Here is a 14,948-nt window from a genome sequence, read left to right as displayed (position 1 = left end):
TCAACCCACAAACGGATTGGCGAACAGCACCAGCAACGCGATGACCAGACAATAGATGGCCGTTGTCTCAATCATCGCCAGTCCCACGAACAGGGTCCGGGATATGGTGTTGGCGGCATCCGGCTGACGGGCAATGGCGTCCAGGGCTGCGGCAACCGCCCGGCCTTCCGCCAGGGCCGGGCCGATGGCGCCAAAGCTGACGGCCAGGGCGGCGGCTAGGATACTGATCATTTCAATGCTCATGGGTCAGCCCTTCTCAATGGTACCAATGGCCCCACCAATGAAGACGGCAGCCAGGATGGTGAAAATGTAGGCCTGGATCAGGCCCAGCAGCGCTTCCAGCGCCATTAACGGCACCGGAACAAGAAATCCTGCCAGTGACAGGACAATGGCGATCACAAACTCCCCGCTCATCACATTCCCGAACAGCCGCAGGATCAGCGACAGGGTGCGGGTCAGTTCCGACAGCAGGTTCAGGGGCAACATCCACCATCGCGGATGGCCGAAGCTGCGCAGATAGTCCCGCCAGCCGCGACGGCGCACACCCAGCACATGCACCGACCCGAACACGGTCAACCCAAGGGCAATGGCGGTTTCCAGATGCGCTGTCGGTGCCCCCAGCCCCGGCACCAGCCCCATCAGATTGGCCGTTGCGATGAACAGGAACAGCCCGCCAAGCAGCGGCAGAAACGGGCGGCTGTTCGTCTGCATCACCTGATCCAACTCTGCGCGGAGCAGGTCGACCACAGCTTCCACACTTGTTCCCAGCCGCCCCGCACGTTCCGTCGCCACGCGGGCGGACAGACCAATCCCCAGCCCTACCAGCAACAGGCTGCACAAAAGGGCATGAATCACCGGCCAAGTGATGGCGACTGGGCCTAACGCGAAAGCAACGGGTGCATCAAAGGGGGCTGTAAGCTGCATCACCCCCTCCTGTACTGGCGCAGAAGCAAAGGACGCATCAGCAGAAAGCCGCCAATGACCGCCAGCAAAGGGACCGCCCCACCCAACCGCGCTACAAAAATCAGCAAAGCGGCCGTGATGCTCAAGCGTCCGGCGTGCAAGATCACAGCGGCAACTGCCCGCCCGCTGGCATAAAAGCGGGTATTCAGTGCCAGCATGCGGAAGAACAGCCAGGCGCCGCCGGCCCCTGCCAGCAGAGCAAGGCCTGCCGTGATCCAGGTTTCAGTCATCATGATGCCCCTCATCAATCCGTCGCCATGCCGCCCAGCAACCAAGGAAGACGCCGGTAAACAGCAGCGACAGGGTCCAGAACCGTCCATCGTTGGCCCGGTCCAGCCACCGTCCCACAAACAGGCCGGCCACTGGGGGCAAGACAATCAGCCAGCCCAAGGTACCGATCAGGGTCAGCGTCGCCCCCAGCCCCCGACGTTTTTCAGTGGCCGCTCGTTCCTGGGCCTGTTGGGCCTGTCGGATAGGGTTGATCAGATCAGGGTCAGTCATGCCTCACCCATCCGTTCGCCGCTCACACTGTCCAGCAAGTGGTGCAGCAGCGCTGCGTGCAGCGTGCGTTCCTGTGCGTCGCCCTCTCGTTGCCGATGCTGTTTTTCCTGTTGTGCTGCGGCGACACGGGCGGCCAGGGGGGCCAGTTCTGAGCCCACGGCTGCATCGGCGCTGGTGATCAGCACACCCTCACGATCCACCCGCAACAGGCCACCCGCCATAGCTGCGTAGAGTACCAGCCCATGGTCAGTACGCAGGGTGAGGACGCTGGGCGGCAAGCGGGTCAGAAATGGGGCATGGCCGGACCGAATTCCGAAGGCGCCGCTTGCGTCATGGGCCTGCACTTCGGCGATGTCCGACCGGTCGATGATGGTGGCCAGGGGCGCAAGGAGCCGTAACCTCATGTTACCGCCTCCCGCATCTCTCGGGCACGGGCATCGGCCAATGTGCCGGTCATGTAGAGCGAGGATTCGGCCCATCCATCGGTATCGCCATTCAGGATTGCCTCGCATCCGGCCAAGGTATCCTGGATATCAACGGTGACACCCTGCCGGCCTGTAAAACCACCGGTGACGTGGAACGGCTGCGTCAGGAAACGCAGCAGGCGGCGGGCCCGTGCCACGACCTGCCGATCAGCCGCCGACAACTCGTCCACCCCCAAAAGTGCGATGATGTCTTCTAGCGCCCGGTATTGCGCGATCGCGGCCCGGACCGCGGCGGCAACTTTGTAATGGCGCTGGCCCAGCAGATCCGGGTCCATCAGCCGGGTCGAGGATGATAGTGGATCAACAGCAGGGTAGAGCCCTTCGGCCGCCACCGCGCGCGAGAGCACGATCGATCCGTCAAGATGGCTGAACAATTCGGCGACGGCAGGGTCGGTAAAATCATCTGCCGGGACATAGACGGCCTGGATGGAGGTGATGGCAGCCCCGGCGACCGACGCGATGCGTTCCTGCAACATCCCGATTTCGCCCGCCATTGTCGGCTGATAGCCCACACGTGCCGGCATATGACCCAACATACCGGCGATTTCCGCACCGGCCTGAACAAAGCGGAAAACATTGTCCATCAGCAGCAGCACATCACGGCCCATGACGTCGCGGAAATACTCTGCCTGCGTCAAAGCGGTCAGACCGGCGCGCCAGCGTGCTCCCGGTGGTTCCGCCATTTGCCCCAGCACCATGACGGTCCGTTCCAGGACCCCTGATCCACGCATATCGTCCAGCAGTTCTGCTGCTTCACGCGACCGTTCACCAATCCCGGCAAAGACCGACAGGCCGTCATCCTGTTCCACCACGGTGCGGATGAGTTCCATGATCAGCACGGTTTTGCCCACACCGGCACCGCCAAACAGCGCGGTCTTCCCCCCGCGTGCCAGCGGTGCCAGCAGGTCGATGATCTTGATGCCAGTCCATTGCGGGGTCAGCCGGGCGGATCGCCGGGACAAGGAGGGGGATGGCTGGTGGATGGACCGCAGCGGCGTTTCGACGGGGAGTGGACCACCGCCGTCAAGCGGTCGGCCCATCACATCCACAACGCGTCCCAATAGAAACGGGCCGACGGGTACTGTCAGGCCCTTACCGGTCCGGTGGGCCGGGTCACCGCGTTTCAGGCCCGCCGCGATATCCATGGCCACCCCACGGACCATATCGGCCGACAGATGTGCGCGCACCTCGACGGGCACGGCGTCCCCAACCAGGACAACCTCATCCAGGCCGGGCAGGCTGCCGGGAAACCACAGATCCAGGACGGATCCATGGATGGCTTCAATTCTGCCGAAAGGAGGGGCGTCAACGGTCATTATGGTTTGATCTCAGGAATATCTGAAACAACCATACGTTAGACCGGAAGCGCGCCGCCGAAACTGATTCAGGTCAATGGGGATACGATTTGATTCATGAATGTTTTGAAAATGAACAAAATCACACTTTAACCCCAGAGGGTTGTGTCAGTGTCCTCCCCCTGCTGGGCTTAAAGATGTCGATCCGGGCACCGGCACCGGCACCGGGCTTTCCCAGGTGACCGGTCCGGCAATGACGGTACGCTCTCTGATGGGCGGAGAAGACGGACACGCCGTCAATTCTCTTCCGGCCAATAGAGCCGCATCGGGTTCGCGACCAGCAGCTTATGCTGTAAGGCTGTGGAAGGTGCGATCCGGGGGATCATATCGGTGATCAGGCCATCATCAGGAATGGATTTCTCCATGTTTGGATGTGGCCAGTCAGTACCCCAGAGCACCCGATCTGGATAATCGGCGACCAAGGGTGCCACCGCTTTGGCGAAATCATTCCAGCCCGGTATTGTTGACAGCCGGTCGGGGCAGGTGACCTTGGTCCAGATATCCGGCCGGCTGTCCAACAGCCGGCGGAAGGCGCGCATGTCCGGCCCTTCCGGCCCCTGTGTGACATCGGGGCGGCCCATATGGTCGATGACGATCGGGGTTGGGATAGCGTCCAGGAACGCGCGCATCTCCTCCAGAAGGTCGGCTTCAAAATAGACAACAACATGCCAACCCAGATGCTGAATCCGGTGCGCCACGTCGAGAAACCTGTCCTTGGGCGCATCATCCACCAGCCGTTTCAAGAAATTGAAACGAACACCCCGGATGCCGCCATCATGCAAGCGTTCCAGTTCTGCATCATCGATGGCCGGATCAACCACCGCCACACCACGGCAGGTACCCTGAGATACCGCGATGGCATGCAGGGTGGCGGCATTGTCGGTGCCATGGCAACTGGCTTGAACAATCACGTTTCGGCTCAGGCCCAGGTGCCGTCGCAGCGCGAACAGCATCTCCGGCCCGGCATCCTGTGGCAGATATTTCGCCTTCGGGCTGAACGGGAACTGCGCCATGGGTCCAAAGACATGGCAATGGGCATCCACGGCCCCCGGCGGGGGTGTGAAGTGGGGACGGGAGGGTGTGTCGGTCCAGCTCCGGATACGGTCGGTCATGGGAAAACAACTCCATCCATCAACTTGCGGGCGGTGCGCAGCAAGGCGGCGGTCTGCACCTGACCTTGTTCATCCAGTTCCAGTACGCAACTCATCTCACCCGTCGGATGTTCGACCGACAGGGTCTTGCGGTCGCCAGGTGGCAACACGGCCACCTCCGCTGCGGGTGATCCGGGCACCAGACAGGCGGTGGCCACGCTCACGGCACCCAGTACCCCGATGGTCGCATGCGCGCGGTGGGGGATGAAGCTGCGAACGCAGATGGCGCCCCCCTCACGCGGTGGCGCCACCAGCATGATTTTGGGTACTGACTTGGCGGAGACATCGCCCAGGTTCATCAGCGGCCCGACCTGCAGGCGGATGCTCTCGATCCGGGCCTTCAGCGCGCTGTCTGCGTCCAACGTCTCCCGATCCTCGTACCCGGAGGCGCCGACATCGCTGGCCTTCATCACGATGCAGGGCATGCCATTATCGATCAGGGTCACCGGCACACCATTGATGATATCGACGGCATTCCCGGTGGGCAGCAGGGCGCCGCAACTTGAACCTGCGGTATCACGGAACTCCAACGGCACTGGAGCATGGCTGCCGGGCACACCGTCGATGCGGGCATCGCCGCGATAACTGACCCTGCCGCCAGGCGTGCTGACCGTTGCCACAGCAGCCTGTCCGGTGTTCTCCATGAAGATGGCAACCTTGGTCTCTTCACCGGTCACCGCGACCAGACCGCGTTCGATGGCGAACGGGCCAACGCCGGCCAGGATGTTTCCGCAGTTCTGGGCATCGGTGACGATGGCCTGATCGACAAAGACCTGCAGGAACAGGTAATCAACATCAATTCCCGGCCGTGACGACCGGCTGATGATCGCTATCTTGCTGGTCAGCGGGTCGGCCCCTCCCATGCCATCAATCTGCCGCGCATCGGGCGACCCCATGACCCGCAGCAGCAGCGCATCGCGCTCCGCCGTATCGGCGGGCAGGTCTTGCTTCAGGAAATAGCCGCCCTTGGAAGTGCCGCCGCGCATCCACATACAGCGCACACCATCTGATCCGGCCAACTCAGACATATTTCAGCCCCATGGCGGCCAGCTTGCCCCGCATGTCATAAATGTCCAGGCCCAGTTCACCGGCGGCTAGCCGTGCGCGCTTGGCGGTTTCCGCCGCCTCGCGGGCCTGTGCCTTTTCCAGAATCGTGGCGGCATTCGCGCGCGGGACCACACACACACCGTCATCATCGGCAATGATCACATCACCAGCCTGGATCGCAGCCCCTGCGCAAACCACTGGGACATTCACCGAGCCCAGCGTTGCCTTCACAGTGCCCTGCGCCGAAATGGCCTTGGACCAGACTGGGAAACCCATCTCTGTCAAATCGCGGACATCACGTACACCAGCATCAATGACCAGACCCCGGCAGCCGCGCGCCATGGCGGACGTGGCCAGCAGATCACCGAAATAGCCATCTTCGCAGGGGCTGGTCGGGGCCAGTACCAGAAGGTCACCTTGCGTCAGTTGTTCGATGGCCACATGCACCATCCAGTTGTCGCCCGGCGGGGCGGAGATGGTGACGGCCGATCCGGCGATCCGCGCGCCGGCATAAATGGGACGCATGTGGCTGGCCAGGAGGCCGGTACGGCCTTGTGCCTCATGCACCGTGGCCACGCCGCAGCGGGCCAGTCCGTCGATGACGGACGCCTCGGCGCGTTGAATGTTCTGAACGACGATGCCGGACATGGAAACTCTCCTGGGGAAGATCACTACAACTGTCTTGACCCCGGGGACGTGCTGGGGCAATTCAGAACCGCGCCCACGCCATAAGTTTTTGCTAATCGTGTTGCAATGCAGATATGGAATCTCAATCTCCGTCATGTGCGCGCCGCCCTGGAGGTGATGCGGCGCGGCAGCATCAGCGCCGCCGCCCAGGCCGTGGCGTTGACCCAGCCTGCGGTGACCCAGGGTTTGGCGCGGCTGGAGCGTGAACTGGGCCGGTCTTTGTTTGAACGGCGTGCCGACGGAATGGAGATGACGGGTGCCGCCCGGCTGGTGCAGCCCCGGTTTGAAGCTGCACTGGCCCATATCGGGTCGCCGCGCGTGACTATGGCCCAGGTCCGCGCCCTGATCCTGGTGGGCGGCGCCGGCAGTCTGGTAGAGGCGGGGCAGGCGGGGGGGCTCTCGCAGCCCACCCTGCACCGGGCCATAAAAGACCTTTCGCTGGCCTTGCGCCGCAACTTGATCGAAAGGCGGGGACGCGGCGTTGCCCTCACGGAGGCCGGGCATCGCACCCTGCGCGCCTTCCGTCTGGCCCGGGCCGAACTGGTCGCTGCACTCACCGAGTTGCATGCCTTGGACGGGGTTGAAGTCGGGCGGGTGGCCGTCGGCGCCATGCCCCTGTCACGGGCCCGGCTGTTACCGGGCGCTGTCGCTTCCTTTCACCGTGCCCATCCCGGCATCACCATCACCATTGCCGAGGGATCACATGCCGAACTGATCGAGCCGTTGCGCGACGGCGATCTGGACCTGCTGATTGGTGCGCTGCGTCTGGATCATCCGCCTGTCGATGTGGAACAGCGTGCTCTGTTCGATGACCAGCCCGTGATTTTTGCCCGGCCGGGGCATCCCATCCTGAGCCGGACCGATCCCTGGACGGCTCTTGCCGACTATCCCTGGGTTGTGCCGGCGATCGGGACGCCCTTGCGCAGCCAGTGGGAAGCAATGTTCAGGGCCGGGGGCCTCTCTGCGCCGGCCGTGCCTATCGAGTGCGGGTCGGTCATGACCGTGCGCCAATTGATCCGCGACAGCGATTTCCTGACACTGCTGTCCCCCGACCAATTGTCGGTGGAGCTGCAGGCGGGCGTGGTGGCGCAGGTAGGGGCGGCGCCCGGCGACCTGCGCCGTACCATCGGCATTACCACCCGTACCGGCTGGCGCCCCACCCCAATCCAAGCGGACTTCATCGCGGCGCTGGTTGCCGCTGCCCAGGGTATTAGCAAGACGATTAGCTAAAACTTATGGCCTGTTGCTCGAACTGATTTGCTCTCTGTGCCGGGGGCGGCCAGGGTTAGGCCATGAAGAACGAACCTCATCCCCTGTCGGGCCTTGCTCTGATCGGCTTCGGTGAGGCGGGGCGCACCTTTGCCACCGCCGGCGCCTGGCACGATGCCACGGTCTACGACCTGAAGACCGACCAGACGGGAACGGCTGCGGCCAAATATGCCGACTATGCCGCCGCTGGTGTCCAGGGCCGGGAGAGTGCGGCGGCGGCATTGGCTCACCGGCCGCTGGTCTTGTGTCTGGTGACCGCTGATCAGGCACTGGCCGCTGCGGAGGCTTGCGCCCCGCTGCTGGCGTCGGGCGCGCTGTGGTGCGACATGAATTCTGTGGCGCCAGACACAAAGCGCGCCGCCGCCACCTTCATCGAAGCGGCCGGGGGCCGTTATGTCGATGTGGCGGTGATGGCCCCGGTCGATCCGGCCCAACTGTCGGTGCCGTTACTGGTGAGCGGTCCTCATACTGATGTGGCCGTAACCAGCCTGCTTGCGCTGGGCTTCGCCAAGGTGCGCGCTGTCGGCGCCACGGTTGGGCAGGCATCGTCCATCAAGATGGTGCGGTCGGTTATGGTGAAGGGCGTTGAAGCGCTGACTGCGGAAATGCTGCTCGCCGCTGCACGCGCCGGCGTGGTGGGGGAGGTTCTCAGCTCGCTGGGCCCTGAATGGGAAGGCCGCGCGGATTACAATCTGGATCGAATGCTGGTCCATGGCCTGCGCCGCGCCGCCGAGATGGAAGAAGTGGTGAAGACCCTTCAATCATTGGGGGTGGAACCGGCCATGACCCTTGGCACTGTCACCCGCCAACGCCGCCTTGGCGCCCTGGTTGCTGGTTCTCCAAACGGTCTGAACAATAAGCTGAACCTTCTCACCCGCGACGGGACGGAGATGTCATGACACTTGTGATTGATTGCCACGGACATTACACGACGGCACCGGCGGCCCATACCGCCTGGCGGGAGGCCCAGATCGCCGCCTTCAAGAATGGTGAGCCCGCCCCTCCCTATCCGGAGATTTCGGACGCCGACATCATCGAGACCATCGAGAAGAACCAGTTGCGGTTGATCCGCGAACGGGGGGCGGACCTGACTATTTTTAGCCCGCGTGCGTCCACCATGGCCCATCATGTCGGTGACCAAGCCGTGAGCCTGGAATGGTCGCGGCGCTGCAATGACCTTATTGCGCGGGTAGTGAAGCTGTTTCCGGAAAGCTTTGTCGGTGTCTGCATGCTACCGCAATCGCCGGCGGCGGGACTGGAGGCGTCGATCGCCGAGCTGGAGCGCTGCGTCAAGGAGTTGGGCTTCATCGGCTGCAACCTGAACCCCGACCCCGGTGGTGGGCATTTCAAGCACCCGGCTTTGACCGACCGCTACTGGTATCCGCTTTATGAGAAGATGGTGGAACTGGACGTACCGGCCATGATCCATGTCTCCGGGTCGTGCAATGCCTGCATGCATGCGACCGGTGCCTTCTACATTGCGGCTGATACGATCGCCTTTATGCAGTTGATCGAGGGCGATTTGTTCAAGGACTTCCCGACCCTGCGTTTCATCATTCCTCATGGCGGCGGGGCTGTGCCCTTCCACTGGGGGCGCTATCGCGGGCTGGCCGATATGCTGAAGAAGCCGCCGCTGGGTACCCATGTCATGAAAAACGTGTTCTTCGACACTTGCGTCTATCATCAGCCCGGCATCGACCTGATGGTGAAAGTCATCGACAACGGCAACATCCTTTTCGGCTCCGAAATGGTAGGTGCTGTGCGCGGCATTGACCCGACCACTGGTCACTATTTCGACGATACTAAGCGCTATATTGAAGCGTTGGACATTTCGGATGCGGAACGTCACGCGATTTATGAGGGCAATGCGCGGCGCGTGTTCCCCCGCCTGGATGCGATCCTGAAGGAGAGGGGGCTATGAGCCATCTGGACATCCATTCCTATCTGGCGGCTTTCGACGATATTCCTGGCACACGCGTTTACACGGTGGCGCGGGCCCGGAAAGGATATTGGATCAACCAGTTCGCCATGAGCCTGATGAAGCCCGAGAACCGCGCCCGCTGGAAGGCGGACGAGACGGCCTATCTGGAAGGCTGGAACCTGGACGACGACCAGAAAGCGGCGATCCTGGCGCGTGACTATAATCGGCTGCTGGATCTGGGCGGCAATATCTATTTCCTGGCCAAGATTTTCTCCACCGACGGGTTGAGCTTCCTGCAGGCGGTCAGCACCATGACCGGCATGAGCGTGGAGGATTATCAGGCCATGATGCTGGCCGGTGGCCGTTCGCCGAACGGTGTCCGTTCAATCAAGGAGGGTAACTGATATGGCCCGCATTACCGCAGGGGTGGCAACCAGCCACGTGCCGGCCATCGGCGCCGCCATTGATCTGGGCAAGACAAAAGACGCGTATTGGCAACCCGTTTTCGCCGGTTATGACTGGTCGCGGCAGTGGATTGCGGGGGAGAAACCCGATGTGGTCATCCTGGTTTATAATGACCATGCCTCGGCCTTCGACATGAAGATTATCCCGACCTTCGCCATCGGCTGTGCGGAGAGTTTCAAGCCGGCGGATGAAGGTTGGGGGCCGCGTCCTGTTCCAACGGTGGAAGGTCACCCGGATCTGGCCTGGCACATTGCCCAGAGCTGTATTCTTGATGAATTCGATATGACCATCATCAATGAGATGGAGGTCGATCACGGCCTGACCGTGCCGTTGAGCCTGCTGTTCGGGCAACCCGACGCTTGGCCGGTGAAGGTAATCCCCTTGGCGGTCAATGTGGTCACCTATCCCCCTCCATCCGGCAATCGCTGCTGGCTGTTGGGCGAGGCCATTCGCCGGGCCGTCGAAAGTTTCCCTGGCGATCTGAAGGTCCAGGTCTGGGGTACGGGTGGCATGAGCCATCAGCTTCAGGGACCGCGCGCCGGCCTGATCAATGCCGAATGGGATAATCGTTTCCTGGATATGATGAGCCAGGACAGTCAGCGCCTCCGTTCTATCCCTCATATCGAATATCTGCGGGAGACCGGGTCGGAAGGCATCGAGATGGTGATGTGGCTGATCATGCGCGGTGCGCTTGGGTCCGAGGTGCGTCAACTTCACCGTCATTATCATGTGCCGGCCAGCAATACAGCGGTCGGCCATCTTGTTCTGGAGCCTGTCGCATGAGGATCGCCCTGGTCGGTGCTGGTGCTTTTGGTGAAAAGCATCTTGACGCACTTAAACTCATTCCCGGCGTCACCGTCACCTCCGTCATCAGTCGCCGCCTGGATCAGGCGCAGGCTGTGGCGGAGAAGTATGGCGCGGTGCATGCCGGTACAGAACTGGATGAAGCGCTGGCTCGGCCCGATGTCGATGCTGTCATCCTCTGCACCCCCACCCAGATGCATGCCGCGCAGGCGATCGCCTGCATGGAAGCCGGCAAGCATGTGCAGGTTGAAATCCCGTTGGCCGATAGCTGGGCCGACGCCCAGGCTGTGTTGAAGAAACAGCAGGAAACCGGTCTGGTTTGCATGGTTGGCCACACGCGGCGCTTCAACCCGTCGCACCAGTGGCTGCATCAGCGCATTGTGTCCGGGGAATTGTCGCTTCAGCAGATGGACGTGCAGACCTATTTCTTCCGCCGTAAGAACATGAATGCCAAGGGCGAACCGCGAAGCTGGACCGACCACCTGCTCTGGCACCATGCCGCCCATACTGTTGACCTGTTTGCTTATCAGTCGGGACGTATTGTGCAGGCTAATGTTCTTCAGGGGCCGATCCATCCGGACCTGGGCATTGCCATGGACATGTCGATCCAGTTAAAGGCGGACACAGGAGCGATCTGCACCCTGTCTCTGTCGTTCAATAACGATGGACCGCTGGGCACCTTCTTCCGTTACATCTGTGACAATGGCACGTACATCGCGCGTTATGACGATCTGGTCACGGGCCGGGAGGAAAAGATCGACGTGTCGCAGGTCGATGTATCGATGAACGGCATTGAGCTGCAGGACCGCGAATTCATCGCCGCTATCCGTGAGAGGCGTGAACCCAATGCCAGTGTGGCCAAGGTTCTTGCCTGCTATGAGGTCCTGCATACGCTTGAACAACAGTTGAACCGTTGAAGGGTTTGAGGCCATCCCCTGTGCGTCATGCCGGCGTCCAGGGGATGTCCCGTTTTATTTCGGGTTCTGTTGGCGAACTGGAAAGGGTTGTGTGATGAGCGGAGGCCACCGTGCGCTGGGGCCCTTCACCGTGTCCGCCATTGGGTTGGGTTGCATGAATGTCAGCCACGCTTACGGCGGCCGACCCGATCGCCGTGACGCCCTGCGTCTTTTGGCAGAGGCGGTGGAGTTGGGGATCACCCATTTCGATACCGCCGCGCTGTACGGTTTTGGCCAGAATGAGGAACTGGTGGGCGAGGCCCTTGCCCCTTTCCGGTCCCGGATCACCCTGGCCAGCAAGTGCGGGATGACGGGCATTAACGGGAAGCGGGTCATTGATGGGCGCCCCGAAACCTTGCGCCGGACCTGTGAGGAATCGTTACGCCGACTTCGCACCGATGTGATCGATCTCTACTATCTGCATCGGTGGGACAAGGTTGTTCCGATCGAGGAAAGTGTCGGTGCGCTCGCTGATCTGGTGACACAGGGGAAGATCCGCGCGGTCGGCCTGTCCGAGGTCTCTACATCTACTCTGGAAAAAGCGGTATCCGTCCACCCGATCGCTGCTGTGCAGTCTGAATATTCCCTCAGTAGCCGGGGTGTGGAGAAATCGCTCTTGGCAGCTTGCGCGCGATTGGGGACGGCGCTGGTGGCTTTTTCCCCGCTGTGCAGAGGGCTGTTGACCGGCGCGGTTACAGAGGCGACAGCGTTCGCACCGGGTGATATCCGGTTGGCCATGCCGCGTTTCCAGCAGCCCCATCTTGCCGCCAATGTTGCACTGGCAACCATGCTGAGGCAGGTGGCAGCGGCATTGGATCAAACGCCGGCTCAGGTCTGTCTCGGCTGGTTGCTGGCCAAAGGGCCCCATGTTCTGCCCATCCCCGGCACGGGAAGGCGTCAGCACCTTGTTGATAATGCGGGGGCGGGGAGTGCGCCACTTCCGTCCTGGGCGTTAGCACGCTTGGAAACTCTGTTCGCGGTCGGCGCTGTTTCCGGCGACCGCTATCCACCGGCGACCCTGGCGGAGGTGGATGAGGATTGAACCGTGGAACTGCCCCAGGCGTCGGCGTCGGGGCAATCCCATGACCGTCGCCTGTTAACAGGTATTCGACACGCATCGCCGGACGCGTCAAACCGGCCTGACCATCAACATCTCCTGTGCATGTCGGGATTGTGGGGATACAGGTTTCCGGTGGGTGCCAAATCCCAGATCATCACAGCGACAGCCTATTGAACCGCTCTCAGCCTGCGCAAAAGGGAGTTTCGGTGTGTAGGGCGGCCGGCAGCACCATATTGTTGTTTATAGAGACGTTATTGCAGCCTCAGAGGGTGGTGCGGCGCTTCCGGCAGGCCCCTGATGTCCAGGCCGTTCTGGCCACATTACGACGCCTGAACCACGATCGACAGAAATTCTCGCCGTCAAGGTGATGTCAGAGGTTTGCTCTGGCCCAGCCGCGCGCATCCATCGTTGCGCGAATCAACTCGGCGCCGGTGACGTGACCCAGGGCCTTGGCGCAAGCGGGTACGAACTGCTCAAGATTACCCTTTCTCCGCCGTTTGCCCCGTTAGTGACCCGCCATCGACATGTCTTGAGGACGAACCTCTGATCGCCAAACCCCTGTCGTCTCATCGCAGGATTTGGCGGTTTTCAGCGGGTCCTGATCATTCTTCATATCCAGAACATCGCCCGTGTTTTCCCCGCAAAGCTATATATCGACCATATGAACAAAAAAAGTCTCTGACGTTTCTTGCTTTACGAAACGGGGTCACCATGTATCCTAATGGTCGCAAAACCACACCTCTATAAACGCATATAATTGTATTCAGGAGAATGCCATGGCTGCCCCGCGTCTGGACCGTCCCATCGCTGACCAAACCGCGACCGAAGGTCGGAGCTTCACCCTGACCTTCCCGGCCAATACATTTTCGGATGCCGATCCGGGGCAAAGCCTCACCTACACCGCGGCGCTATCGAATGGCGGTGCCTTGCCAAGTTGGCTGTCATTCAATTCAACGACGCGAACATTTACAGGAACGCCGCCAACCAACTCGTCCGATGTCATCGTTCGCCTCACAGCTCGTGATCCAACAGGCCAAACGGTTTCGGACGAGTTTGTGATTACGACGCCTGGCCGCCCGCCGGCCACCCTGGCCATCGCGGCCGGGGCCAATGGGGGGGCTGACAAGGCCGAGGGCAACAGCGGTACCACGCCCTTTACCTTCACCGTCACAAGGGCGGGCGACACCAGCAGCGCGGTGACCGCCAACTTTGCTGTCACCGGCTCTGCCGTGACCGGTGCCGATTTCCAGGGCGGCACCCTGCCGCGTGGCACCGTCAGCTTTGCTGCCGGGGAGACGACAAAGACCATCACCGTGAATGTCGCCGGGGATGCCAGCGTGGAGCAGAACGAGGCCTTCACCGTCACCCTGTCTGGCGCCACCAATGGCGCCACCATCACCACCGCCTCGGCCACCGGCACCATCCGTAATGATGATACGGCGACGCCGGCCACCCTGGCCATCGCGGCCGGGGCCAATGGGGGTGCCGACAAGGCCGAAGGCAACAGCGGCACCACGCCCTTCACCTTCACCGTCACAAGGGCGGGCGATACCAGCAGCGCGGTGACCGCCAACTTTGCCGTCACCGGCTCTGCCGTGACCGGCGCCGATTTCCAGGGTGGCACCCTGCCGCGTGGCACGGTCAGCTTTGCTGCCGGGGAGACGACAAAGACCATCACCGTGAATGTCGCCGGGGATGCCGCCGTCGAACAGAACGAGGCCTTCACCGTCACCCTGTCCGGCGCCACCAACGGCGCCACCATCACCACCGCCTCGGCCACCGGCACCATCCGTAATGATGATACGGCGACACCGGCCACCCTGGCCATCGCGGCCGGGGACAATGGGGGTGCCGACAAGGCCGAAGGCAACAGCGGTACCACGCCCTTTACCTTCACCGTCACAAGGGCGGGTGACACCAGCAGCGCGGTGACCGCCAATTTCGCCGTCACCGGCTCTGCCGTGACCGGTGCCGATTTCCAGGGTGGCACCCTGCCGCGTGGCACGGTCAGCTTTGCTGCCGGGGAGACGACAAAGACCATCACCGTCAATGTCGCCGGGGATGCCGCCGTCGAACAGAACGAGGCCTTCACCGTCACCCTGTCTGGCGCCACGAACGGCGCCACCATCACCACCGCCGCGGCCACTGGCACCATCCGTAATGATGATACGGCGACACCGGCCACCCTGGCCATCGCCGCCGGGGCCAATGGGGGTGCCGACAAGGCCGAGGGCAACAGCGGCACCACGCCCTTCACCTTCACCGTCACAAGGGCGGGTGACAC

General features: G+C 62.0%; 17 protein-coding genes. 8 read left to right on the top strand and 9 right to left on the bottom strand.

Annotated elements, in window-relative coordinates:
• From CHU95_RS03655 to ligK, 9 genes are all read right to left on the bottom strand, one after another.
• Complete coding sequence (locus tag CHU95_RS03655; protein WP_094453853.1) at positions 1–243, bottom strand: F0F1 ATP synthase subunit C; 243 nt, start codon at positions 241–243, stop codon at positions 1–3.
• 3 nt (positions 244–246) lie between these two features.
• Positions 247–924, bottom strand: a complete 678-nt coding sequence (gene atpB, locus CHU95_RS03650; RefSeq protein ID WP_094453851.1) for a F0F1 ATP synthase subunit A — start codon at positions 922–924, stop codon at positions 247–249.
• Positions 924–1,196, bottom strand: coding sequence for an N-ATPase subunit AtpR (locus CHU95_RS03645; protein WP_165771987.1), 273 nt, complete (start codon positions 1,194–1,196; stop codon positions 924–926). Before CHU95_RS03645 ends, atpB begins: the two co-directional genes overlap by 1 nt.
• Positions 1,186–1,464 carry an AtpZ/AtpI family protein gene (locus CHU95_RS03640; RefSeq protein ID WP_094453847.1) on the bottom strand — a complete coding sequence of 93 codons (279 nt, stop codon included), beginning with the start codon at positions 1,462–1,464 and terminating at the stop codon, positions 1,186–1,188. Before CHU95_RS03640 ends, CHU95_RS03645 begins: the two co-directional genes overlap by 11 nt.
• Positions 1,461–1,868, bottom strand: coding sequence for a F0F1 ATP synthase subunit epsilon (locus CHU95_RS03635; protein WP_165771986.1), 408 nt, complete (start codon positions 1,866–1,868; stop codon positions 1,461–1,463). The genes CHU95_RS03640 and CHU95_RS03635 overlap by 4 nt, the downstream gene beginning before the upstream one ends.
• On the bottom strand, positions 1,865–3,265 hold the full coding sequence (atpD, locus tag CHU95_RS03630) for a F0F1 ATP synthase subunit beta (RefSeq protein ID WP_094453843.1): 1,401 nt from the start codon (positions 3,263–3,265) through the stop codon (positions 1,865–1,867). The genes CHU95_RS03635 and atpD overlap by 4 nt, the downstream gene beginning before the upstream one ends.
• Positions 3,266–3,540: 275 nt before the next feature.
• Positions 3,541–4,416, bottom strand: a complete 876-nt coding sequence (locus tag CHU95_RS03625) for an amidohydrolase family protein (RefSeq protein ID WP_094453841.1) — start codon at positions 4,414–4,416, stop codon at positions 3,541–3,543.
• Positions 4,413–5,483, bottom strand: coding sequence for a 4-oxalomesaconate tautomerase (locus CHU95_RS03620; protein WP_207762361.1), 1,071 nt, complete (start codon positions 5,481–5,483; stop codon positions 4,413–4,415). Before CHU95_RS03620 ends, CHU95_RS03625 begins: the two co-directional genes overlap by 4 nt.
• Positions 5,476–6,150 (bottom strand): 4-carboxy-4-hydroxy-2-oxoadipate aldolase/oxaloacetate decarboxylase, encoded by a 675-nt coding sequence (gene ligK, locus CHU95_RS03615; RefSeq protein ID WP_094453837.1) that lies wholly within the window; start codon positions 6,148–6,150, stop codon positions 5,476–5,478. The genes CHU95_RS03620 and ligK overlap by 8 nt, the downstream gene beginning before the upstream one ends.
• Before the next feature lie 105 nt (positions 6,151–6,255).
• On the opposite strand from ligK, the gene CHU95_RS03610 reads away from it, so the two are divergent.
• The 8 genes from CHU95_RS03610 to CHU95_RS03575 all read left to right on the top strand — a co-directional run.
• A complete protein-coding gene (locus CHU95_RS03610) occupies positions 6,256–7,419 on the top strand; it encodes a LysR family transcriptional regulator (protein ID WP_094453835.1) in 1,164 nt (387 codons plus the stop codon).
• 62 nt (positions 7,420–7,481) lie between these two features.
• Positions 7,482–8,357 (top strand): NAD(P)-dependent oxidoreductase, encoded by an 876-nt coding sequence (locus tag CHU95_RS03605; protein ID WP_094453833.1) that lies wholly within the window; start codon positions 7,482–7,484, stop codon positions 8,355–8,357.
• The gene (locus tag CHU95_RS03600) at positions 8,354–9,379 is read left to right on the top strand and encodes an amidohydrolase family protein (protein ID WP_094453831.1); all 1,026 of its coding nucleotides are present in this window, start codon (positions 8,354–8,356) and stop codon (positions 9,377–9,379) included. The genes CHU95_RS03605 and CHU95_RS03600 overlap by 4 nt, the downstream gene beginning before the upstream one ends.
• Positions 9,376–9,783 carry a protocatechuate 4,5-dioxygenase subunit alpha gene (ligA, locus tag CHU95_RS03595; protein ID WP_094453829.1) on the top strand — a complete coding sequence of 136 codons (408 nt, stop codon included), beginning with the start codon at positions 9,376–9,378 and terminating at the stop codon, positions 9,781–9,783. Before CHU95_RS03600 ends, ligA begins: the two co-directional genes overlap by 4 nt.
• Before the next feature lies 1 nt (position 9,784).
• Positions 9,785–10,627, top strand: a complete 843-nt coding sequence (locus CHU95_RS03590; protein WP_094453827.1) for a class III extradiol dioxygenase subunit beta — start codon at positions 9,785–9,787, stop codon at positions 10,625–10,627.
• Positions 10,624–11,565 carry a Gfo/Idh/MocA family oxidoreductase gene (locus tag CHU95_RS03585; RefSeq protein WP_094453825.1) on the top strand — a complete coding sequence of 314 codons (942 nt, stop codon included), beginning with the start codon at positions 10,624–10,626 and terminating at the stop codon, positions 11,563–11,565. Before CHU95_RS03590 ends, CHU95_RS03585 begins: the two co-directional genes overlap by 4 nt.
• Before the next feature lie 94 nt (positions 11,566–11,659).
• The gene (locus tag CHU95_RS03580; protein WP_094453823.1) at positions 11,660–12,646 is read left to right on the top strand and encodes an aldo/keto reductase; all 987 of its coding nucleotides are present in this window, start codon (positions 11,660–11,662) and stop codon (positions 12,644–12,646) included.
• 794 nt (positions 12,647–13,440) lie between these two features.
• A partial coding sequence (locus CHU95_RS03575) for a Calx-beta domain-containing protein (protein WP_207762360.1) occupies positions 13,441–14,948 on the top strand: 1,508 nt, incomplete at its 3' end.

The sequence above is a fragment of the Niveispirillum lacus genome, from assembly GCF_002251795.1.
Lineage (GTDB): Bacteria > Pseudomonadota > Alphaproteobacteria > Azospirillales > Azospirillaceae > Niveispirillum > Niveispirillum lacus.
This window is presented reverse-complemented; position numbering and strand designations above follow the sequence as displayed.